Here is a 20,471-nt window from a genome sequence, read left to right on the forward strand (position 1 = left end):
GGGCGGCAAGCTTTCCACCTGCCGTTTTGGCCCGACAAAGGGGCAAAACGAGGGGTCCCCGAGTCAAATCGGCCACAGCACGCTGGAACAAGAGCTGCCTACTGACCCAGCTGGAACAAGAGCCGCCCGGTGCCCCAGCTGGATCAAGAGCCGCCGGGTGACCCGCATGGATCAAGAGCCGCAGGGCGGCCCGACTGGATCAAAGGCAGCCGGGTGACCACACCAAAAACCCCAGCCACCGCAAGCACACCCCACCTAAGCCTCCGGGTCCCCAACACTACCCTTCCCAGGCAGCAACGCCCGCACGGCGTCGATCGTGTCCGCCGACCCAGCGTCCTTGTCCGGCCGGTACCTCAACACCCGCGCGAACCGCAAAGCCACCCCACCGGGATACCGAGGACTCACCTGAGCCCCGTCCAACTCGATCTCGATCACCAGCTCCGGCTTCACCACCACCCCCCACGGGTGCTTCTCGACCGCGATGTCCGCCAACGCCTTCGTCTGCCACGCCAGCAACTCGTCGGTCATCCCCTTGAACGTCTTCCCCACCATGATCGGCGCCCCACCGTCAGGATCACGGGCCCCCAGGTGCAGGTTCGACAACTTCCCGGACCGCCGCCCGCTTCCCCACTCGACCCCCAGCACCACGAGGTCGAGCGTGTGCACCGGCTTCACCTTCTGCCAAGCGCTCCCACGTCTCCCCGCCGCGTAAACGGAATCCAGCGCCTTCACCATCACGCCTTCGTGCCCCGCAGCCAACGCGTCGTCCACCACGGCCGCGGCCTGCGAGGCCGAAGCCTCTTCCACGCCGGGAATCACGTGCACCCCGGCCACCGCCCGCAACGCCACCAACCGCTCCCGCAACGGCACGTCCAACAGGTCCCGCCCGTCCAGGTGCAGGCAGTCGAAGAAGAACGGCGACAGCAACAGCTCCCGCACGTCCTGCGCCCCGAACCGGCTCATCGTCTCCTGGAACGGCCGGGGCTTCCCGTCGTCGGTCAACGCCAACGTCTCCCCGTCCAGCACCACCGACGTGCACGGCATCGCCCGCACGAGGTCCACCAGTTCCGGCACCGTGGACGTGATCTCCCGCAACGTCCGGGTGAAGATCCGCACCTCCGACCCGTCCCGGTGCACCTGGATCCGAGCCCCGTCCAGCTTGTGCTCCACCACCACGCTACCCAGTTCCGCCAACGCCTCCGGCAACGACGCGGCGGGCGAGGCGAGCATCGGCCGCACCGGCCGCCCGATCTCCAACGCCACCAGCGACAGCTCGGCCTCACCACCCCGCAACGCGGCCACCGCTGTCGAGGGCAACGACCCGGACAACATGAACGCCCGCCGCACCACCCCCGCGGGCACATCGGCGGCGGACGCGATGGCGTCCAGCATCACGCCTTCCAGGGCCCCCTGCCGCAACTCCCCGGTCAACAGCCGCCGGAGAAACCCCTGCTCAGCCTCGGTGGCCCGGCCGAACAACGCCGCCAGCAAGTCAGCCCGCCGCCCGGCCGACCCCTTCCCGGAGAACTCGCCGTACGCCCCGAGGGCCTCGTCGACCTCCACCACCGTCAACGACTCCCCGGCCGCGGGCGGCACCGAGACGTCGTAGACCGTCCGCCACCCGGCCCCGATCCGCCCCTGGCTGGGCACGCCGATCAGGAAGGACACCACCGCGGGCGTGTCCAACCTCTTCAACAACCCCGCCAGCGCGGCAACCTTCGCCAACCGGGACCGCGTAGCGGCCACGGCCTCGGACGTCTCGACCACCTCGGTGAACAGCACGGATCCATGGTGCACCCGACCACCGACAAAAACAGATCAGCGAAGTTCCCGCACCGCTTCCCTCAACCGATCAGGCGACAAGGACGCGAACCCGAGCACCAACCCCGGCCACATCGGCACCTGTGAGTAGCGGGCCAACGCCATCACGTTCACCCCACGGTGTGCTGCCCGTTCCTGCACCGCCAGGTCGTCGGTCCCCGGAGGCAGCCGGACCACGACGTGCAACCCCGCCGCCACTCCCACCGGCTCCCACGCGGGCAACTCCACCGCCAACGCCTCCAGCAGCGCGTCCCGCCGCTTCCGGTACAGCGCACGGGTTCGCCGCAGGTGCCGGTCGTACCCGCCCGTCCGCAGCAGGTGCGCGAACGCGGCCTGGTGCACCACGTCGGACCCCATGTCCTCGTACCGCTTCCGTCGGATCATCTTCTCCCGCAACGGTTCCGGCACCACCATCCACCCGAGCCGCAGGCCCGGCACGAGCACCTTGCTCGAACTCCCCTGGTACACCACGTGATCCGGGTCCAACGCCTGCAACGCCCCCACGGCGGGCCGGTCGTACCGGTGTTCGGCGTCGTAGTCGTCCTCGATCACCAACCCGTCGCACGCCCGCGCCCACGCGACCAGCTCATGCCGCCGTTCCGGGTGCAGCACGACCCCCAGAGGGAACTGGTGCGCGGCCGTCACGTGCACCGCCCGGCACCCCGTGGCCGCCAGCAGGTCCACCCGGATCCCGCGGTCGTCCACCGGCACCGTCACCACCGAAAGCCCGTGCGACCGCAGCATGTCCAGCACCCCGGAGTGGCACGGGTGCTCGACGGCGATGCTCGTGTGCCCTTCCTCCAACAACGTCCGCGCGAACAGCGCCAGCCCCTGCGCGGACCCGTTGGTGAACATCACCGCCTCCGGCTCGGACACCACCGCCCGCACCCGCCCCAGGTAGTCCGACAACTCCGCCCGCAACGGCGGATACCCAGCGGCGGGCGGATAACCGAGCTCCTCGTCCGACAGCCCCGCCAACCCGGCCCGGTACGCGGCGATCCACTCGGCCCGTGGAAAAGCGCTCAGCGCGGGCACCCGCGGATGCAGGTCGTAGCGCCACCGCACCACCGGATCGGGCAACGGTCGACTGTCGGCGGGCCACCCGCCGGCGGCCGTCACGACCGTCCCCGACCCGCGCTTGGCCGTCAGGTACCCCTCGCCGACGAGTTGCGCGTACGCCGCCGTCACGGTGCCCCTGGCGACGTCCAGCTGCTCGGCCAGGTCCCGGCTGGACGGCAGCCGCGTGCCCGTGACGAGCCTGCCGTCGCGGATGGCCTGGCGCAGCTCGGTCTCGACCGCACGGCGGCGTCCGGACAGCGCCGGGAGGAGCAACTCGCGATAAGTGGACCAGTTGCCGACCATGAAAGTGGAGCTTAAACGTGAGCCACCCGCCCGGCACGCTGTCGGCATGACCAGTCGACTCGCGGTGGCCGCCGGGGCCTCCGCCGCCATCATCGTCGGTGCTTCGGTGCCGGTCACCGGCATGCTCCAGGACTACCCGCTGCTCACCGGCCAGGCCATGCGGTACACGTTGAGCGGACTCGTGCTGCTCGCGTGGACCTACGCCCGCGGCCAGCGCCCCGCGCCGCCCAAGCTCGCCGACGTGCCCGCGCTGCTCGCGCTCGTGGCGTTCGGGATGCTCGGGTTCACGGCCGTGGTCCTGTACTCGCAGCGGTACGCCGAACCCGGTTTCGTGGCGGCGATGCTCGGCGGCACGCCCATCGTGCTGGCGCTGGCGAGCAGGCAGCGGTCGCGGACGACGGTCGTCGGCGCGGGGATCGTGGCGCTCGGCGTGGTGGTGCTGTCCGGCGGGGGTGCGTGGCGCGGTCCGGGGCTGGTGCTCGCGGCGCTCGCGCTGTGCGGGGAGGCCGCGTTCACGCTGTTCGCCGTGGGGGTGGTGCGCAGGCTCGGCGGGGTGTCCGTGGCGACGTGGGCGTGCTTCATCGCCGGGGGTGTCGGCGCGGTGCTCGGGACGTTTGTCGGCGGCTGGCAGGTGCCGACGCCGCGCGAGGTGCTCGCCCTGGTGGTGTTGGCGATCGTGCTGACGGCGGTCGCGTTCGGGCTCTGGTACTTCGCCGTCGGCAGGCTCGGCGCGGACCGCGCGGGAGTCCTCATCGGACTGATGCCGATCTCCGGCCTCGTGGTGTCCGTGTCGTTGGGAGCGCAGGACTTCAAGCTGCTCGCCCTGGCCGGCGCGGCGGTCGTCGCGGTCGGCTGCGTCGTCGGGCTGTCGTCCGGCCGCGTCCGGCCCCGCGCGGGCACGGTCGAGCCCGTGCCCGCGCGGTGAGGGTCAGCGGCCGCCGCGGGCCATGTGCAGCACGTCGAGGGCCGCGTCGAGCTGCTCCTCGGTGAGCTTGCCGGGGACGTGGCCGCGTTCCAGCACGACCTCGCGGATCGTCTTGCGCTCCTTGAGGGACTGCTTCGCGATGGACGCGGCCTCCTCGTAGCCGAGGTAGCGGTTGAGCGGCGTCACGATCGACGGCGACGACTCGGCCAGCTCGCGCAGCCGGTCCACCTGCGGCTCGGTGCCCGCGAGGACCTTGTCGGCCAGCAGCCGGGCCACGGCGGCGAGCAGGCGCGCGGACTCCAGCACATTGCGGGCGATGACGGGCAGCATCACGTTGAGCTGGAAGTTGCCCTGGCTGCCCGCGAACGCAACGGTGGCGTCGTTGCCGATGACCTGCGCGACGACCATCATCGTCGCCTCGGAGATCACCGGGTTCACCTTGCCGGGCATGATCGACGAGCCCGGCTGGAGGTCCGGCAGCGCCAGCTCGCCGAGGCCCGTGCGGGGGCCGGAACCGAGCCAGCGCAGGTCGTTCGCGATCTTGTACAGGCCCACGGCGGTGGCCCTGAGCTGCCCGGAGATCTCCACGACGCCGTCCTGCGTCGCCTGTGCCTCGAAGTGGTCGCGCGCCTCGGTCAGCGGCAGGCCGGTGGCCTTGGCCAGCTCGTCCGACACGGCGGCCCCGAAGCCCTCCGGCGCGTTCAGGCCGCTGCCGACGGCCGTGCCGCCGATGGGCAGCTCGGCCAGCCGCGGCACGGACGACGTGAGCCGCTCGACGCCGTAGCGGACCTGCGCGGCCCACGCCCCGACCTCCTGGCCGAGGGTGATCGGCACGGCGTCCATCAGGTGCGTGCGACCGGACTTCACCAGGTCGGCCCAGTCCTCCGCTCGCCCTTCGAGGGTCGTCGCGAGGTGCTCCAGCGCCGGGATCACGTCCTTGACGACGGCCTCGGTCGCGGCCACCCGCAGCGTCGTCGGGAACGTGTCGTTCGACGACTGCGACGCGTTCACGTGGTCGTTCGGGTGCACGTCCTGGCCCAGGTTCTTGCTGGCCAGGGTCGCGATGACCTCGTTCGCGTTCATGTTCGACGACGTGCCGGACCCGGTCTGGAACACGTCCACCGGGAAGTGCGCGTCGTGCGCCCCCGCGGCGACCTCGTCCGCCGCGTCCGCGATCGCCTTCGCCACGTCCGCGGGCAGCACCCCGAGCCGCTCGTTCACCCGTGCCGCGGCCGCTTTGAGCAGCCCCAGCGCCCTGATCTGCGACCGCTCCAGCCCGCGCCCCGAGATCGGGAAGTTCTCCACCGCCCGCTGCGTCTGCGCCCGCCACAACGCGTCGACCGGCACCCGGACCTCGCCCATGGTGTCGTGCTCGACGCGGTACCCCTGTTCTGCCATAGACCCCAGTTTGTCCCCGTAGGGGGATCTGGGCACAGTGGCGTTCAGCACCTAAGGTCGGGATCTAGCACTGCCACCCACCACTGGCAGAGGGGTTTCATCCATGGATGTCGACCTGTTGATCGTGGGCGCCGGTCCCACGGGGCTGTTCGCGGCCTACTACGCGGGGTTCCGGGACCTGTCCGTCGCGCTGGTCGACGCACTGCCCGAAGCGGGCGGCCAGATCACCGCGATGTACCCCGAGAAGATGATTTTCGACGTGGCCGGGTTCCCCGCCGTGCGCGGCCGAGCCCTGGTCGACGCGCTGGTCGAGCAGGCCGCGCAGTGGAAGCCGACGTACCTGCTCGGCCGCCAGGCCCGTGACCTGTCCACAGTGGACGGCAGGCTGCACGTCGGCTTGGCCGACGGCACGGTCGTCACCGCCGGAGCGGTGCTGATCACCGCCGGGATGGGCGAGTTCCGCCCCCGCCCGCTGCCCGCCGGGGACGACTGGCTGGGGCGCGGGATGGTGCACTTCGTGCCGTCCCTGGCCGCGCACACCGGCCAGCACGTGGTGATCGTGGGGGGTGGCGACTCGGCGTTCGACTGGGCGTTGGCGCTGCACCCGATCGCCGCGAGCGTGACGCTGGTGCACCGGCGGGCGAACTTCCGGGCACACCCGCCGACCGTGCGGGCGGTGCGGGAGCTTGGGGTGGAGATCATCACCGACGCCGAGGTGACGGCCCTGCGGGGTGACCCGTCGCTGGCCGAGGTGGAGGTGAAGGTGAAGTCCGGGGACGTGAAGGTGCTGCCCGCCGACGCGGTCGTGGCGGCACTCGGGTTCACCGCCGACCTCGGACCCATCGAGTCGTGGGGGCTGGAACTGGACCACCGGGCGGTGTCCGTGGACACGACGATGCGGACGCAGCGGACGCTGGTGTACGCGGCGGGCGACGTGGCGGCGTATCCGGGAAAGGTGAAGCTCATCGCCACCGGCTTCGGCGAAGCCGCGACAGCGGTCAACAACATCGCCGTGGCCCTCAACCCCGAAGCCCACCTGTTCCCAGGACATTCGAGCAACGAGGGCTGACTCCGGCAACTACCCTGCGCCCATGGGGGCAAATCGGGTTTTGGTCGTCGTGTGGGCGCTTGTGCGGTGGGCTGCCGCGTTGTACGTGGTGGTGGGGATTCCGTTGATGCTCATCGACGCGTACGGCCGGTGGGTCGCATACGGGTCGTGGGTGCTGATCCTCATCGCCACGGGGGTGTCGGACTGGGTGAAGGACCTGGGGCGACGGCTCACCGGGCGGTCTCGCGCAGGTGGGTGACTGTGCGGTTCAGGGTGGCTGCCCAGGTGGCGCGGAATTGGGGGTCGTGGCGTTCCTGGACCACCCACGTCGTGAGTTGGAGGTTGCGGAGGAGGATCAGGTCTTCCAGGGCCTCCTCGTGGTCCAGTGGGGTGATGGTGCGGTAGCCCTCCAGCAGCGGGGTGCGGAGGGTGGGGTCGTCCAGCTCGCTGATGGTCGCTGCCAGGTCGTAGAGGTGGTGGCCGTAGCCGCAGTCGTCGAAGTCGATGGCTCGGACCTCGCCGTTGTGGAACAGGAAGTTCTCCTGGTGGAGGTCGGCGTGGATCAGGCCGTGGGCTTCCTGGCCGAGGGCTGACTGGGTGGTGTGGATGCGGGTTATGGCTTTTTCGAAGAGGATGCCCGCTTCTGAGGAGTGGAGGTCTGCCGCCAGTTGGGCGGTGTAGTCGGGGAGGGTGTCCACGCGGTTGCGGGCCAGCGGGGGCATGGTTTTGCCGTGGTGTTGCAGGTGGGCGGTGAATTCGCCGACCTTGCGGAGGTCTGTGGGGGTCAGGGATTTGTTGTGGAACTTGCCCTCTACCCAGCGGTAGAGGACGCAGGTTCGTGGGCTGGGGACGTCCGGGGTCGTGACGGTGGTGACGTAGTCGCCGGTGCGGGTGGGGATGGGTTCTGGGACGCCCAGGTTGGTGTCTTCGGCCAGGGCCGTGAGCCAGGTGGTTTCCGCTTCGGCGAACTCGGCTGAGGTGGGGCGTAGGCGGAGGACGTGGTCCCTGCCCACGCGGAAGTTGGTGTTCCAGCCGTTGGGGAGCAGGGTCAACGGGGCCGGTGGGAGGTCGTAGGCGGAGAGGGCTTGCTCGGCCAAGTGCTTCAGGCGGCGGGTTTGGCCTGAACGGGTGAGGGTCGCGAACGCTACCGGCATTGGAAGCTGTCGGACTTGATCGCGGAGAGGAACGCCGACCAAGCGGGAGCCTTCACCGGCAAGTGGCCAGTGGACTTGCTGTCCCGGATACCGACGCGGTGGCCAATCTCGACACAGTCGCCATTGGGAGCGCTGTAAGTGCTCTTGCGCCAGGTCATGGAGGCTCCTAGGTTGCCATCGAGGTGATCAGCTGCCTCGATTGTTCCTCATCCAACGCGACGCCACCGAGTGATTCCAGCACCTTGGTGTAGCCCTCGATGGGTGCCTTGTCCTCGATGAACAGGCTGGAGTTCTCGGTTTCGACGAACACGACGGGCGGGATTCCGGCGAACCGCATGCGGGTGAAGGAGCCTGCCAGGCCCGCATGAGCGCCGACCGCTGTGGGCACGACCCGCAGCGAGATGTAGGGCCGGACCGACATGCGGAGCATGTGGTGCAACTGCTCGGACATGACCGCTGGTCCACCTACCGGCAGCCGGAGTGCCTGCTCATGGACCAGGAAGGTGAACTCGCGGCGGCCATCGAAGACCTCATGCCTCGCCAGGCGGGCCTTGATGCGGCCTTCGACCTCGGCCGCCGGGATGGTCGGCCAGGACTGGATGATCGCCCGCATGTAGTCGGAGGTCTGGAGCAAGCCCGGCGGCAGGTTCATGTACCAACCGGTGATGTCCGTGGCGGCGTTCTCGTGGTCGATGAGGGTGCGCAGCTGGATGGGCAGGCGGGAGCCGTGTTGTTGCCACCAGCCCTTGGCGTTGGCCTCGCGGTAGAGGCCCAGGAGGTGGTCTCGTTCGGCCACCGGGGTGCGGCAGACGCCCAAGAGGTGGGCGACTTCCAGTTCCGTGACGCCGCCTTTGCCGTTGAGCAGGTCCGAGAGCTTGGCGGGGTCCCAGCCGAGCATCCCGGCCAGCTCGCGGCCGTTCAACTTGGCCGCCCCCACCGCTTTGCGCAGGCCTTCGCCCAACTCCCGGCCCCGCACCGTCGACAGTCTCCGTGGCATGGAAGAACGGTAGAGGCGTGTCCACGAACCAGGTCGTGACAACGGTCGAGTTCGCCCGAACAGGCGGCTCCTTGGAGGCCCTCCAACGATCAGCATCCCACTATGACGTTCAGGTGGTTGCCCCACTGCGGACGCCGCCACGCGGTGCCCGCCGCGTTGGGGGCGGGGGAGTCGGGGCAGACGTTGTGCGGGGATCCGGTGGAGCCGCCGTGGAACCCTTGGCAGCACAAGAACTGCTGGCCGACGTGCGCCGTGTGCGACGCGGTGTGGCGGCGTGAGGCGGGAATCCTGCCGTGGCCGAGGTAGACGGCGACCTGCGGCTCGCCCTGCACCGGGCGGCTGCGGCCGTGGGACAGGACGTGCCCGAGGTGGGGTCGCTGCTGGTGCGCCACCTCGTGCGGACGTGCGGGCTGCTCAGCGGCGATGAGCGGACCGCCCGCTACACGGAGCTGGGCGGCCTGCTCATCGCGCTGGGACAGGCCTACCTGGAAACTACGGGACCACCTGCACCTGTTCACCGATGAGCAGGTTGTCGAAGAAGGTCACCGCGGCCTCGTGCGACAGGTGGACGCAGCCGTGCGAGGGCTCGCTCAGACTGCCCTCGTGGAAGGCGATGCCGTCGGACGTGAAGTACGTCGAGTACGGCATGGGCCCGTTGTAGGGGACGCTCCACTCGTTCTGCACCTTGCGCAGGACGGAGAACGTGCCGGTGGGAGTTTCGTAGCCCGGCCTGCCGTGCGTCACGGGAACAGGACCGTAGCTGACGGAACCGTGGTAGATGAGCCAAGCCTCGTTCGTGGACAGTCGCAGACATGCGCCCTCCGCGATGGAGCAGGGGGAGTCCGCGGCTGCGGCCTGCGCGGGAATCGCGAAGCCGAGAGCCAAGGCCAGTGTTGCGATCACAGTGCCGAGAATCCTCATCTCGAATCACCCCTCATCCCGTCGGGTACCCACGGGACGGATCATCCAACCACCTGGACCTGCGCGCCTTGTGAAAGTGTCTCGAAGTAGGTGACGGCGGCTTCGTGGGACAGGTGGACGCAGCCGTGCGACGGCACCTCCAGGCTGCCCTCGTGGAAGGCGATCCCACCGTCCTCGAAGTACACCGAGTACGGCATGGGGGCGTTGTTGAACTCGCGGCTGACCTCGTCGCGAACCTTGTACTGCACCGCGAACATGCCCGGAGGCGTCTCGTAGCCCACCCGTCCCGAGGTGATCGGGACTGGACCGTAGGTCACCGCGCCGTTGGCGATGAGCCACGTCTGCTGGCTAGACAGGGAGATGCACGCGCCGTTGGTGATCTCGCACGGCGTGCCCGCGACGGTCACCGGCTGCGGCGGCGGGGCGGGCTGGGGCGGCGGGGTCGTGGTGGTCGTGGCGGGTGGCTCCGAGGAAGGAGCCGCCGCCGACGACGTGACCGGAGCCGGGGGAGCAGACCCGGCCGCCGCGGTCTGACCGCCCTGCGCGCAGGCCGCGGCGAGCAAAGCCGTTGCCACCACTAGAAGAACCCGCATCTGAACTCCCCTGATCGTCTTGTCAGGAGTGACGATCGGGCGATGTCAAAGGTTGCAGCGGAGGCAGAACTAGGGGGTGACCTGAACCTGCTGGCCGGACTGGAGGAAGTCGAAGTAGGTCGCGGCCGCTTCCTGGGACAGGTGGACGCAGCCGTGCGACGGCACCTCGAGGCTGCCCTCGTGGAACGCGATGCCGTAGTTGGTGAAGTACACCGAGTACGGCATGGGCGCGTTGTTGTACGGGCGGCTCACCTCGTGCAGCACCTTGTGCAGCACCGGGAAGTAGCCCGTGGGCGTCTCGTAGCCCGGTCGTCCCGAGGTGATCGGGACTGGACCGTAGGTCACCACGCCGTTGCTGATGAGCCACGTCTGCTGCGACGACAGCTCGACGCACGCGCCGTTGGTGATGTCGCACGGCGTGCCCGCGACCGTGACGGGCGGGGGCGGCGGGGCGGGCTGCGGCGGCGGGGGCGGGACCTCGGTCGTCGTGACCGGCGGCGGGGCCTCGGTGGTGACCGGAGGCGCGGGCGGCGGGGTTTCCGACGACGACGTGGACGACGAGGACGCCGGGGCGGCCGAGGTCGACGAGGAAGCCGGAGCCGGGGATGACGCCGAAGCGGAGGTGGAGGTCGGTGTCGAGACCCGCACCGCCGCCTCGGTCTGCTCACCCCGCGCGCACCCCGCGGTGAAGAGCAACGCCGTTGCCAGTACGAGGAGAACGCGCATGTCCGACCCCCTGATCGTCGTGTCAGGAGGTGAGACGCCTGTCACCCGATCATGGTTGCCCGCCGCCGGTAACGAACGGGAGTCGCCTAGGCGACGACTTGGACCTGAGCGCCCGGCTGGAGGAAGTCGAAGAACTTCGCGGCGGACTCCTCGGCCAGGTGGACGCAGCCGTGCGACGACGCCGGGGCGAGGTCGCCCTGGTGGAACGCGATGCCGTCGTCGCGGAAGTACACCGAGTACGGCATGTCCTGGTCGTAGGCCAGGCTCCGGTCGTACCGGACCTTGTAGAGCACCTGGAAGTCGCCGGTCGGCGTCTCGTTGCCCGGCATGCCGAACGCCGACTTCACCGGGCCGTAGCTGATGGCCCCACCGCTGATCAGCCAGCTCTCCGACGTCGACATGCGCACGCACGCGCCGTCGGTGATCGTGCACGGGTTGGCGGGCAAGCGCGGCGGGGCGGGCTGCGGTGGCGGGGGAGCCTCCGAGCTGGTCGCGGGGGGAGGGGTGGCCACGGGGGCCGCGACGGGCGCCTGAGCGCACGCCGAAGCCAGCAAAGCCGTTGCCACCACGAGAAGAACGCGCATCCACCACTCCTAGTTCGTCCTGTCACGGAGCAAGACGAGTGGCCACCGAGAAAGGTTGACCGCCTCCGGGTTTCCCCGAAGACGGCCAACCATGCGCGTCTCCCCGAAGCGATGTCGGTTAAACGGAGCCGGCGTACCCGCTGATCCAGGTGCGGAACGCGGGAACGTCGACGTAGATCGACGGAGCCGTGGCGCAGGTGGCGCCACCGCCGCTGCGGCTGGTGGCGCCGATCAGCTCCCACACACCGCCGACCGACTTGATCTGCGGGCCGCCGGAGTCGCCGTAGCAGGCGCCCTTGTTGCCGTCGGTGTTGTTCGTGCAGATCTCGGTGGCCGCGCTGATGCCGCCGCACCGGCTGTCCGCCACGATCGACGTGTCGAGCTGCTGCAACGTGATCGGAGCCGCGCCGCACCCGCTCGACGACGGGCACGTCTGGCCCCAGCCGATGATGCGGGTGGCCGTGCCGACCGCGCCGGACGACGTCGAGATCCGGGCGGGCGACTGGGTGACCGACGTGGACAGCTGGACGAGCGCCAGGTCGGCGCTGGGGTGCACGACGATCCGGCTCGCGGAGGCCAGGGTGCCGCCGCTGGTCCGGTTGGTGGTCCCGATCCGCGCCCGCGTCGAGGCGGGGCTGCGGCCCTGGACGCAGTGCTTGGCCGTGACGACCCAGTTGGCCTTGATCAGCGACCCGCCGCAGAAGTGCCCGCCCGAGGTGCTCTGGAGGGACACCATGAACGAGTAGACCTGGGTGGCGTTGCCGCCGCCGACGATCATCGGCGACACACCACCACCGTCGACCGTGGGTTGCGCCGTGGCGGCGCCCATCGAGGCGAACGCCATGCCGAGCGCGACAGCGACGGCCGTGAACAGGGAACGTGCCCTCATCGTTTCCGTTCCTTCCCGTCCCCGACGCAGGGTTGCCGGGGACGAAACGGAAACTAAGGACATGTCTCCCATGGTCACCACCCCCACACGGCCGGTGAGGGGGCCTTAACCGTTGACGGGGACGGTCAGAACAGCCCGTTGCCGTGCGGCAGGTCCGCCGGGATCGGCGCGATGACGTCCCAGTGCTCGACGATCTTCCCGTCGGCGACGCGGAACAGGTCCCAGTAGGCGACGGGCTCGCCGAACTCCCCCTCGGACTGGAGCAGCACGAGGTCCCCTTCGGCGACGACCCGGTGCACGGTCTTGTAGACGAGGTTCTTGCCCTGCTCGCCCCACTTCGCGGCCGCCGCGCCGAAGCCCGCGAGCCCGTCGGCCGCCTCCGGGTTGTGCTGGTCGTACGTGGACGTGGAGATGTAGTCGGTGAGGACCGAGTAGTCCGCGTCGACCAGGACCCGCTGGGCGAACTCGGTCACCAGCGCCCGGTTCCGCTCAGTACGGTCGAGGTCGGACGCCGTCACCGGGCCGTCGACCTGCGACCGACCGCTCGCGGTCTCCGCGACCACGGGCGTCAGCGCGTCCCAGTGCTCGGCCAGCTTCCCGTCCTCGATCCGGAAGAGGTCGAACGCGACCAGCGGCTCCGGCCCGAAGCCGTGGTAGACGCCGTGCAGGGCCACGAGGTCGCCGTCCGCGATCACCCGCGCGCCCTCGTAGCGGAAGTCGGCGGGCAGAGAGGAGATCAAGGCGCGCAACGCGTCCGGGCCGTCGGCGGCGAGCGAGCTGTGCTGCCGGTAGCCCGGCGCGATCCAGCGGTCCACGGCGGCGGGGTCCTTGCTCCCGAAGAGGTCGCCCAACGCCCGGAGAACCAGTTCCTTGTCGCTCACGGTGGTAGTCCATTTCGCTCCGGTGCGGTGGACCCGACGTCCGACCGCCACCCCACGAGCTTCGGCCGATCGGCCTCGAACAGCGAGGTAGGATCGGGAACCACCATGGTCGAAAGCGGACACGTCACGGAGTTCGGCTACAGCAACCCGGACCGCCCGAGCCTGGGCGTGCAGGTGCTGGACTTCGCCGACCTCAGGGAAAGACTGCCCGCTCACACCCTGGACGTGGTGCACAGGGCCGACTTCCACCAGCTGTTCCTGGTGACCGGCGGCACGGGCGGCATGATGGTCGATTTCGTCGACCGGCCGTGCTCGGCGGGCACGTTGTTGCACGTCGCCCCCGGCCGGGTGCTGCGCCTGCCGTCCGCGGGCCTCGACGTCACGATGGTGCTGTTCACCGCCGACTTCCCGCCCCGGCTCGACCGGGCCGCGGGCCTGCTCGACTCGTTCGGCCCCGTCGCGTGGACCGTGCCGCCGGACGACCTGGCCGTGGACGACCTGGCCGCCGAGTACCGCCGCGCGGTGCGGGACCCGGACCCGGTCACCGTGGACGTGCTGCGGCACCTGCTCGCCGCACTGCTGCTGCGCGCGGTCCGGTCCGCCCCGGCCGACGAGCCGGGGCAGAGCGCCGCGTTCCGGCACTTCCGGCGGGAACTGGAGTCGTCGTTCGCCAGGACGCGCAACGCGGCCGACTACGCCGCCCGCGTCGGCTACTCGGTGCGCGGCCTCAACCGCCTGTGCCAGGCCGCCACCGGCCACACCGCCAAGGCCCTCATCGACGCCCGCGTGGCGCTGGAGGCCAAGCGCCTGCTGGCCCACACCGACGTGCCCGTGGCGGCCGTCGCGCACCGGCTCGGGTTCACCGAGCCGACCAACTTCGGCAAGTTCTTCACCCGCGAGACCGGCGACACCCCCGGCGCTTTCCGGGCGGGGGAACGGACCTAGGGCAGCGGCGGCAGCAGCTGCTCCGCCTCGGCCTCGGCCAGCCGGTCGAAGTCCACCGACGAGTACTCGCGCAGCTTCGTCAACCGGTGGAACCCGTCGATCATCCGCACGGTGCCGGACTTCGAGCGCATCACGATCGACTGCGTGGTGCAGCCGCCGGACCGGTAGTGCACGCCGCGCAGCAGGTCGCCGCTGGTCACACCGGTCGCGCAGAAGAACACGTTGTCACCGCGCACGAGTTCCCGCGTGGTCAGCACGCGGTCCAGGTCGTGGCCCGCGTCGATCGCCTTCTGCCGCTCCTCGTCGTCCTTCGGCCACAGCTTCGCCTGGATCTCGCCGCCGATGCACTTCAACGCGGCCGCGGCGATGATGCCCTCGGGCGTGCCGCCGATGCCGACGAGCAGGTCCACGCCGGTGTCCGGGCGGGCGGCGGAGATCGCGCCGGCCACGTCGCCGTCGGAGATGAAGTGGATGCGCGCCCCGGCCTCGCGGACCTCGTGCACCAGGTGCTCGTGGCGCGGCCGGTCGAGGATGCAGACCGTCACGTCCGTCACGTCGATGTGCTTCGCCTTCGCCACCCGGCGGATGTTCTCCGCGATGGGCGCGGTGATGTCGATGACGTCCGCCGCCTCCGGGCCCACGGCGAGCTTCTCCATGTAGAACACCGCGGACGGGTCGAACATCGCCCCGCGCTCGGCGACGGCGAGCACGGCCAGCGCGTTCGGCATCCCCTTGGCCATCAACGTGGTCCCGTCGATCGGGTCCACGGCGACGTCGCAGTCCGGGCCGTCGCCGTTGCCGACCTCTTCACCGTTGTAGAGCATGGGCGCCTCGTCCTTCTCGCCCTCGCCGATCACGACGACCCCGCGCATCGACACGGTGTGGATCAGCTTGCGCATGGCGTCCACGGCCGCGCCGTCGCCGCCGTTCTTGTCGCCCCGGCCGACCCACCGACCGGCCGCCATCGCGGCGGCCTCGGTGACCCGGACCAATTCCAGCGCCAGGTTCCGATCGGGCGCTTCGCGGCGGCGTTCGGAAGGGTTCGAGCTCACCATTGTGCTCCTCCTGGGATGATCGGCCGGTAGACCAATCCTCGCACGGAGTACCCCGTGACCAGGGTCCCAATGTCAGCCCTCGACGTCCTCCTCCACGACCGCGAGGGCGGCGTCGATCCGCTCCTTCGCCCCGTCGAGGTGGCTCTCGCACGTCTTGGCCAACGCCTCGCCGCGCTCCCACAGCGCGATCGAGTCCTCCAGCGAGAGCCCGCCCGCCTCCAGCCTGCGGACCACCTCCACCAGCTCGTCGCGCGCGGCCTCGTACCCGAGTTCGGTCTCGGTGGAACTCACTGGGTCAAACTCCCCAATCTGCTCTGCACGTGCGCCACGACGGTGGCGACGGCCTGGTCGTACCCGACGAACGCCTCGGCGAACTCGGCGCCGTCACCGTCCCGCACGGCCTCGTCGATGCGCCCCTCGGCCGACACGACCCGCTTGCGGTGCACCGAGCCGTGGCTCAGCCACCAGCGGGTCCCCGCGTACTGCGAGGTCGCCAGCGAGAGGTGGCGCAGTTCGTTGATCAACGTCTCGCGGCCCGACGTGCACCCCGCGACGAGGGAGGTCCAGCAGTCCGCGGCGGCGGCGTTCGCCGTCCGCGCGTGGTGCTGGACGACCTGCGCGCTGTCACGGGCCAGCGGGTCGGCCGAGCCGCCCGCCGCCGATCCGGCCGCGGCCATCGTCAACGGGAGGAACGTGGGTTCATTCGCCGGGTTCGGCACCACTGCCTCCGTCCTCGCTCACGACCGCGTGCACGGCCCCGTCCGCCACGCGCACGCGCAACCGCGTCCCCGCGGGGGCCTCGGTCGTCGACCTCAGCACCCCGTCCACCCCCTCGGGTGTGACGCGTTGCACTACCGCGTATCCGCGCGCAAGCGTGGCTGCCGGTCCGAGGGTCGTCAAGCGCGCTTTTGTCGAGGCCAGGCCGTTCTGCTCGGTCGACAGCCGGGCCAGCACCGCGCGCCGGGCCCGTTCCCGCAGCCGGTCGACGTCCTCGCGGCGGCGGTCCAGCGGCGCGTACGGGTCGGAAAGCGCAGGTCGGGTGCGCAACGAGTGCAGCAGCTTCCGCTCGCGGTCGACCCAGCCGTGCAGCGCGCGGCGGGCGCGGTCACGCATCTGGCGGATCCGCGTTGCTTCTTCCGCCACATCCGGAACCACCCGTTTGCCCGCGTCGGTCGGCGTGGAGCAGCGGACGTCCGCGACGTAGTCGACGAGCGGGCTGTCCGGTTCGTGGCCGATCGCGGACATGATCGGCGTGCGGCAGGACGCCACGGCCCGGCACAGCGCCTCGTCGGAGAACGGCAGCAGGTCCTCGACGCTGCCGCCGCCGCGCGCGAGGACGATCACGTCGACCTCGGGATCACGCTCCAAAGTGGACAGTGCGGTGAGGATCTGCGGCACCGCCGTCGCGCCCTGCACGGCGACGTTGACGACCCGGAACCTCGCGCCGGGCCACCGGTTGCGGGCGTTCGTCAGCACGTCCCGCTCGGCCGCCGACGCGCGCCCGGTGATCAGGCCGATCTTGTTCGGCAGGAACGGCGGCTTCCGCTTGCGCCGCGGGTCGAACAGGCCTTCGGCGTTCAGCAGCTTGCGCAGCCGCTCGATCCGGGCCAGCAGCTCGCCGATGCCCACCGCGCGGATCTCGTCCACCCGCAGGCTCAACGTGCCGCGCCCGGCGAAGAACGTCGGCTTCCCGTGCACCACGACACGGCTGCCGTCGGTCAGCGGCGGCTCCATGCCGCGCACCAGCCCGATGGGGCTCGTCAACGACATCGACATGTCCACCGACGGGTCCCGCAGCGTGAGGAACGCCGTCGCCGTGCCGGGCCGCGCCGACACCTGGGTGATCTGCCCCTCCACCCACACCGCGCCGAGCCGGTTGATCCACTCGGTGATCTTCCGCGCGACCGTCCGAACCGGCCACGGCTGCTCGGGCGTGGAGGGGGCGTCCGACTGCGTCACGACTGCGCGCGAACGGTGGCGATGCGCCGGTTCAACATCCCGGTGAACTGCGGCCGGTCGTCGTGGGCGCGCTCGTAGGCGAGCAGGTCCTCCAGGTCCTCCGCGGACAGCACCCGCAGCCGGGCCCGGAGCTGCGGCAGCGACAGCTCGTCGTAGACGGGCAGCGCGGCGGGCGGCTCGGCCGCTATCGCGCGCTCCTCCTCGGTCCACGGGTCGTCGCCGTCGTCGTCCGACGTGTCCTCGACCTGCGCTTCGGGGGACACGATCGGGGGACTTTCGTCCTCGTCGAACGTCGCCCATTCGGGTTCATCTTCCGGCGGGCGCATCCCGGACAGCACGTCGTCACCCTTGATCGCCAGCTCGGTGACGTGTTGCTGAAGACGCATGGACAGTTGCAGCGCCTCGCTCACGACCGTCACGGGCAGGCCCGCGAGCTGCTGGGGGAGCAGGCGGGCCCGCTCGACGGCGGTGACCGCGAGGCCTGCCGCGATGCGGACCGGCAGCGGCAATGGCTTCATGCGCCCAGCTTCCCGCACTTCGGTGCCCGATGCCTACTGCCGACGGGCGTGACGCTGCGCATTTCGGCCTCTCAGCGGTACCCCCGTACCCTTGGTGGCATGACCGCACCGACTGACAACGCCACTCCGAAACGCGTGCTGCTGGCCAAGCCACGCGGCTACTGCGCGGGTGTCGACCGTGCGGTCGTCGCGGTCGAGAAGGCCCTGGAGCAGTACGGCGCCCCCGTGTACGTGCGCAAGGAGATCGTCCACAACAAGCACGTGGTCGAGACCCTCAGCGACCGCGGCGCGATCTTCGTCGACCAGACCGACGAGGTCCCCGAGGGCGCGCTCGTCGTGTTCTCCGCGCACGGCGTGTCGCCCGCGGTGCACGAGGAGGCGGCCGAGCGCTCGCTGCGCACCATCGACGCCACGTGCCCGCTGGTCACCAAGGTGCACATGGAGGCGAAGCGCTTCGCCCGCGACGACTACGACATCCTCCTGATCGGCCACGAGGGCCACGAGGAGGTCGAGGGCACCGCCGGTGAGGCCCCCGAGCACATCCAGCTCGTGGACACGGCGGAGGACGTCGACAAGGTCGTCGTCCGCGACCCGTCCAAGGTCATCTGGCTGTCCCAGACCACCCTCTCGGTCGACGAGACGATGGTCCGGGTCAACCAGCTGAAGAACAAGTTCCCGGACCTCCAGGACCCGCCGAGCGACGACATCTGCTACGCCACGTCCAACCGCCAGACGGCCGTGAAGACGATGGCCCCGTCGTGCGACCTGGTCCTCGTCGTGGGCTCCAAGAACTCGTCCAACTCGGTCCGCCTGGTCGAGGTGGCCCTCCAGTCCGGCGCCAAGGCGTCGTACCTCATCGACTACGCCAAGGAGGTCGACGAGGCCTGGCTGGAGGGCGTCACCACGGTCGGCGTGACCAGCGGCGCGTCCGTGCCGGACATCCTGGTCATGGAGCTGCTGAAGTGGCTCGGCGAACGCGGCTACGGCGACGTGGAGGAGATCACCACGGCGAACGAGACGATCGCGTTCGCCCTCCCGAAGGAAGTCCGCCAGAGCCGCGTCCGCTAGCGGGCCAGCTCCACCACGTCCCGAACAGCGCGCACCACGGCATCGGGCTGCTCGACGGTCAGGTACTGGTGAGAAGCCCCGTCGAGCACCCGGTGCTCCCCACGCGGCCCAGCCATGTCCGCGTGCATCCGCGCCAACCCGGCCAACGCCTCGACCAGCACGTCCTCAGCCACGAACTTCGCCCAGAACAGGTTCTGCCCACCAGCGCTGAGCACCACGGTGGGCACCTCGGGCACCTTCCCACCGCGACGCAGTTCTTCGTGCACATCGGTCTCCAGGTTGGACGCCTCCCGAATCCCCGTCCGCCACGCGCGCAGGTGGTACTCGACCAACGCCCCGAGCACGTCCTCCGGCCACCCGGCGTACAGGTTCCGCAGGGCGGCCCGCGACGCTTCGACTTGCTCGTCGGTCAGGTCCGGCATGTCGTTGGTGCTCTGCTTCATCTGCTCGTTCATCTCGGCGGCCCGCGCGGGCAGGTAGTCGAAGATGTCCTCGTGACCGGGGTCGAGCAACACCATCCCCGCCACCTCGTCCGGGAACAACTGCGCGTACCGCCGCGCGTAGAACCCGCCAATGGAGTGCCCCACCAGCACGTACGGCCCTTCGGCTGCCGCCGCTGACAGCACCTCCCGCAGCTCGACCGCCACCTCCTCCGCCGTCCGGGGAAGGTCAGCGGACGCACTCCACCCGGTGCCCGCCCGGTCGTAGAGCACGCTCGTCGTGAACTCCGAGACCAGCGCTTGGACGTTCAGAAAATCCAACCCCACCAACCCGGCCCCCGGCAGGAACACCACCGCAGGCCCCCCCTCGCCTGAGCGGTGCACCAGCAGTCCGTTGTGCAGATTCCCCAGTGGAATGGCCATAACCACCTCTTTCTCAAGTTTGCGAACGGTATCAGACATGAGAAACTGCTGGGGTGGATACGGTCGAACTCCTCCTGCACCCGGTACGACTCCGCGTCGTCCACGCGATGTCCGGCGGCCGGGCGTTGACGACGGGACAGCTGTGCGAACGGATGCCGGACGTGTCCAAGGCGACCGTGTACCGGCACGTCGCCCTGCTCACCGAAGGCGGCATCCTGGAAGTCGACGGGGAGCTGCGGGTCCACGGGGCCGTGGAACGGCACTACCGGTTGCGGCGGGACCGAGCGGTGATCGACGCGGAGACGGCCGCTTCGGCGACCGTGGAGGACCACCGGCGTGTTTTCGCCACGGCGATGGCGGCGTTGATCGCGGAGTTCAACGCTTACCTGGATCGGGAGAGCTCGGATCCGGGAGCGGACGCTGTGGGGTACCGGCAGCACGCGGTGTGGTTGAGCCCGGAGGAGCTGCTGGAGATGATCGGCGAACTCCGCGCGGTGATCGTGCCGCGACTGGGGTACGAGCCTTCAGTTGGGCGCAGGCGACACCTGCTCAGCCCGATTCTGTTTCCGGCTGAGGAGTAGGGGTTTGCTGGGTCTCCCGGCGGCTACGGCTTGCAGCTGGGCTGGTTGGCGGCTGCCGCTTCCGGCTCGCTCATTTAGCGGCTTCGATTTCCAGCGTGCTGTGTCCGATTTGATTTGGGGCCCCTAGATTTGCCCCTTGATCGGGCCAAAAGGCAGTGCCCCAAAGCCCTGCCCGATCTCCAA

26 protein-coding genes are annotated in these 20,471 nt (G+C 70.1%); 8 read left to right on the forward strand and 18 right to left on the reverse strand.

The genetic code is table 11. The features are described 5' to 3' along the window. Positions 1 to 255: 255 nt before the first annotated feature. Together ACFWW9_RS40310 and ACFWW9_RS40315 are read right to left on the reverse strand one after the other, a co-directional pair. On the reverse strand, positions 256 to 1,782 hold the full coding sequence (locus tag ACFWW9_RS40310) for an ATP-dependent DNA ligase (RefSeq protein ID WP_390387927.1): 1,527 nt from the start codon (positions 1,780 to 1,782) through the stop codon (positions 256 to 258). A 36-nt stretch (positions 1,783 to 1,818) separates the two neighbouring features. Next, complete coding sequence (locus tag ACFWW9_RS40315; RefSeq protein ID WP_390387928.1) at positions 1,819 to 3,183, reverse strand: PLP-dependent aminotransferase family protein; 1,365 nt, start codon at positions 3,181 to 3,183, stop codon at positions 1,819 to 1,821. A 46-nt stretch (positions 3,184 to 3,229) separates the two neighbouring features. Between ACFWW9_RS40315 and ACFWW9_RS40320 the strand changes: the two genes are divergently transcribed. After that, positions 3,230 to 4,108, forward strand: coding sequence for a DMT family transporter (locus tag ACFWW9_RS40320; RefSeq protein ID WP_390387929.1), 879 nt, complete (start codon positions 3,230 to 3,232; stop codon positions 4,106 to 4,108). 3 nt (positions 4,109 to 4,111) lie between these two features. Here ACFWW9_RS40320 and ACFWW9_RS40325 read toward each other — a convergent pair whose 3' ends face one another. Beyond that, complete coding sequence (locus ACFWW9_RS40325; protein WP_390387930.1) at positions 4,112 to 5,506, reverse strand: class II fumarate hydratase; 1,395 nt, start codon at positions 5,504 to 5,506, stop codon at positions 4,112 to 4,114. Positions 5,507 to 5,609: 103 nt separating this feature from the next. Here ACFWW9_RS40325 and ACFWW9_RS40330 point away from each other — a divergent pair, with 103 nt between their 5' ends. Continuing rightward, a complete protein-coding gene (locus ACFWW9_RS40330) occupies positions 5,610 to 6,575 on the forward strand; it encodes an NAD(P)/FAD-dependent oxidoreductase (protein ID WP_390387932.1) in 966 nt (321 codons plus the stop codon). A gap of 22 nt (positions 6,576 to 6,597) precedes the next feature. Continuing rightward, positions 6,598 to 6,813: a hypothetical protein gene (locus ACFWW9_RS40335; RefSeq protein WP_390387933.1), complete on the forward strand. Its 216-nt coding sequence runs from the start codon at positions 6,598 to 6,600 to the stop codon at positions 6,811 to 6,813. On the opposite strand, the gene ACFWW9_RS40340 is transcribed toward ACFWW9_RS40335, so the two are convergent. The 3 genes from ACFWW9_RS40340 to ACFWW9_RS40350 are packed head-to-tail and all read right to left on the reverse strand — an operon-like array spanning position 6,785 to position 8,705. After that, positions 6,785 to 7,651, reverse strand: coding sequence for a phosphotransferase enzyme family protein (locus ACFWW9_RS40340; RefSeq protein WP_390387934.1), 867 nt, complete (start codon positions 7,649 to 7,651; stop codon positions 6,785 to 6,787). The two genes, ACFWW9_RS40335 and ACFWW9_RS40340, sit on opposite strands and share 29 nt — an antisense overlap. Before the next feature lie 47 nt (positions 7,652 to 7,698). Further along, positions 7,699 to 7,866, reverse strand: a complete 168-nt coding sequence (locus tag ACFWW9_RS40345) for a DUF397 domain-containing protein (protein ID WP_390387935.1) — start codon at positions 7,864 to 7,866, stop codon at positions 7,699 to 7,701. 8 nt (positions 7,867 to 7,874) lie between these two features. Further along, the gene (locus tag ACFWW9_RS40350; RefSeq protein WP_390387936.1) at positions 7,875 to 8,705 is read right to left on the reverse strand and encodes a helix-turn-helix domain-containing protein; all 831 of its coding nucleotides are present in this window, start codon (positions 8,703 to 8,705) and stop codon (positions 7,875 to 7,877) included. Between the two features lie 102 nt (positions 8,706 to 8,807). Between ACFWW9_RS40350 and ACFWW9_RS40355 the strand changes: the two genes are divergently transcribed. Beyond that, a complete protein-coding gene (locus tag ACFWW9_RS40355) occupies positions 8,808 to 9,011 on the forward strand; it encodes a zinc finger protein (RefSeq protein WP_390387937.1) in 204 nt (67 codons plus the stop codon). Further along, positions 8,999 to 9,229, forward strand: coding sequence for a hypothetical protein (locus ACFWW9_RS40360; RefSeq protein ID WP_390387938.1), 231 nt, complete (start codon positions 8,999 to 9,001; stop codon positions 9,227 to 9,229). The genes ACFWW9_RS40355 and ACFWW9_RS40360 overlap by 13 nt, the downstream gene beginning before the upstream one ends. Here the strand turns inward: ACFWW9_RS40360 and ACFWW9_RS40365 are convergent. The 6 genes from ACFWW9_RS40365 to ACFWW9_RS40390 form a co-directional block, all read right to left on the reverse strand. After that, positions 9,198 to 9,608, reverse strand: coding sequence for a L,D-transpeptidase (locus ACFWW9_RS40365; protein WP_390387939.1), 411 nt, complete (start codon positions 9,606 to 9,608; stop codon positions 9,198 to 9,200). The two genes, ACFWW9_RS40360 and ACFWW9_RS40365, sit on opposite strands and share 32 nt — an antisense overlap. Positions 9,609 to 9,667: 59 nt before the next feature. Beyond that, entirely contained in the window at positions 9,668 to 10,219 is a 552-nt protein-coding gene (locus tag ACFWW9_RS40370; protein ID WP_390387940.1) for a L,D-transpeptidase, read from the reverse strand. 69 nt (positions 10,220 to 10,288) lie between these two features. Then, on the reverse strand, positions 10,289 to 10,945 hold the full coding sequence (locus ACFWW9_RS40375; protein ID WP_390387941.1) for a L,D-transpeptidase: 657 nt from the start codon (positions 10,943 to 10,945) through the stop codon (positions 10,289 to 10,291). Positions 10,946 to 11,031: 86 nt separating this feature from the next. After that, positions 11,032 to 11,529: a L,D-transpeptidase gene (locus tag ACFWW9_RS40380; RefSeq protein ID WP_390387942.1), complete on the reverse strand. Its 498-nt coding sequence runs from the start codon at positions 11,527 to 11,529 to the stop codon at positions 11,032 to 11,034. 118 nt (positions 11,530 to 11,647) lie between these two features. Next, a complete protein-coding gene (locus tag ACFWW9_RS40385; protein WP_390387944.1) occupies positions 11,648 to 12,418 on the reverse strand; it encodes a S1 family peptidase in 771 nt (256 codons plus the stop codon). A 125-nt stretch (positions 12,419 to 12,543) separates the two neighbouring features. Next, complete coding sequence (locus ACFWW9_RS40390) at positions 12,544 to 13,299, reverse strand: nuclear transport factor 2 family protein (RefSeq protein ID WP_390387945.1); 756 nt, start codon at positions 13,297 to 13,299, stop codon at positions 12,544 to 12,546. Between the two features lie 105 nt (positions 13,300 to 13,404). On the opposite strand from ACFWW9_RS40390, the gene ACFWW9_RS40395 reads away from it, so the two are divergent. Then, positions 13,405 to 14,244: a helix-turn-helix domain-containing protein gene (locus ACFWW9_RS40395; protein WP_390387946.1), complete on the forward strand. Its 840-nt coding sequence runs from the start codon at positions 13,405 to 13,407 to the stop codon at positions 14,242 to 14,244. Here ACFWW9_RS40395 and glpX read toward each other — a convergent pair. The 5 genes from glpX to ACFWW9_RS40420 all read right to left on the reverse strand — a co-directional run bounded on the left by glpX (position 14,241) and on the right by ACFWW9_RS40420 (position 17,776). Beyond that, entirely contained in the window at positions 14,241 to 15,299 is a 1,059-nt protein-coding gene (gene glpX / locus ACFWW9_RS40400) for a class II fructose-bisphosphatase (RefSeq protein WP_390387947.1), read from the reverse strand. The two genes, ACFWW9_RS40395 and glpX, sit on opposite strands and share 4 nt — an antisense overlap. A 72-nt stretch (positions 15,300 to 15,371) precedes the next feature. Next, positions 15,372 to 15,590: an exodeoxyribonuclease VII small subunit gene (locus ACFWW9_RS40405; protein ID WP_390387949.1), complete on the reverse strand. Its 219-nt coding sequence runs from the start codon at positions 15,588 to 15,590 to the stop codon at positions 15,372 to 15,374. Continuing rightward, the gene (locus ACFWW9_RS40410) at positions 15,587 to 16,018 is read right to left on the reverse strand and encodes a sugar ABC transporter substrate-binding protein (RefSeq protein WP_390387950.1); all 432 of its coding nucleotides are present in this window, start codon (positions 16,016 to 16,018) and stop codon (positions 15,587 to 15,589) included. The genes ACFWW9_RS40405 and ACFWW9_RS40410 overlap by 4 nt, the downstream gene beginning before the upstream one ends. Continuing rightward, entirely contained in the window at positions 15,999 to 17,258 is a 1,260-nt protein-coding gene (xseA, locus tag ACFWW9_RS40415) for an exodeoxyribonuclease VII large subunit (RefSeq protein ID WP_390387952.1), read from the reverse strand. Before xseA ends, ACFWW9_RS40410 begins: the two co-directional genes overlap by 20 nt. Then, positions 17,255 to 17,776, reverse strand: coding sequence for a lipid droplet-associated protein (locus tag ACFWW9_RS40420; RefSeq protein WP_390387953.1), 522 nt, complete (start codon positions 17,774 to 17,776; stop codon positions 17,255 to 17,257). The genes xseA and ACFWW9_RS40420 overlap by 4 nt, the downstream gene beginning before the upstream one ends. A 99-nt stretch (positions 17,777 to 17,875) precedes the next feature. Here ACFWW9_RS40420 and ACFWW9_RS40425 point away from each other — a divergent pair, with 99 nt between their 5' ends. After that, positions 17,876 to 18,844 carry a 4-hydroxy-3-methylbut-2-enyl diphosphate reductase gene (locus ACFWW9_RS40425; protein WP_390387954.1) on the forward strand — a complete coding sequence of 323 codons (969 nt, stop codon included), beginning with the start codon at positions 17,876 to 17,878 and terminating at the stop codon, positions 18,842 to 18,844. Here ACFWW9_RS40425 and ACFWW9_RS40430 read toward each other — a convergent pair. Further along, a complete protein-coding gene (locus tag ACFWW9_RS40430; protein WP_390387955.1) occupies positions 18,841 to 19,707 on the reverse strand; it encodes an alpha/beta fold hydrolase in 867 nt (288 codons plus the stop codon). The two genes, ACFWW9_RS40425 and ACFWW9_RS40430, sit on opposite strands and share 4 nt — an antisense overlap. A gap of 53 nt (positions 19,708 to 19,760) precedes the next feature. Here ACFWW9_RS40430 and ACFWW9_RS40435 point away from each other — a divergent pair, with 53 nt between their 5' ends. After that, on the forward strand, positions 19,761 to 20,288 hold the full coding sequence (locus ACFWW9_RS40435) for a helix-turn-helix domain-containing protein (protein ID WP_390387956.1): 528 nt from the start codon (positions 19,761 to 19,763) through the stop codon (positions 20,286 to 20,288). Positions 20,289 to 20,471: the final 183 nt, after the last annotated feature.

The organism is Umezawaea sp. NPDC059074 (assembly GCF_042738955.1).
Taxonomy (GTDB): Bacteria; Actinomycetota; Actinomycetes; order Mycobacteriales; family Pseudonocardiaceae; genus Umezawaea.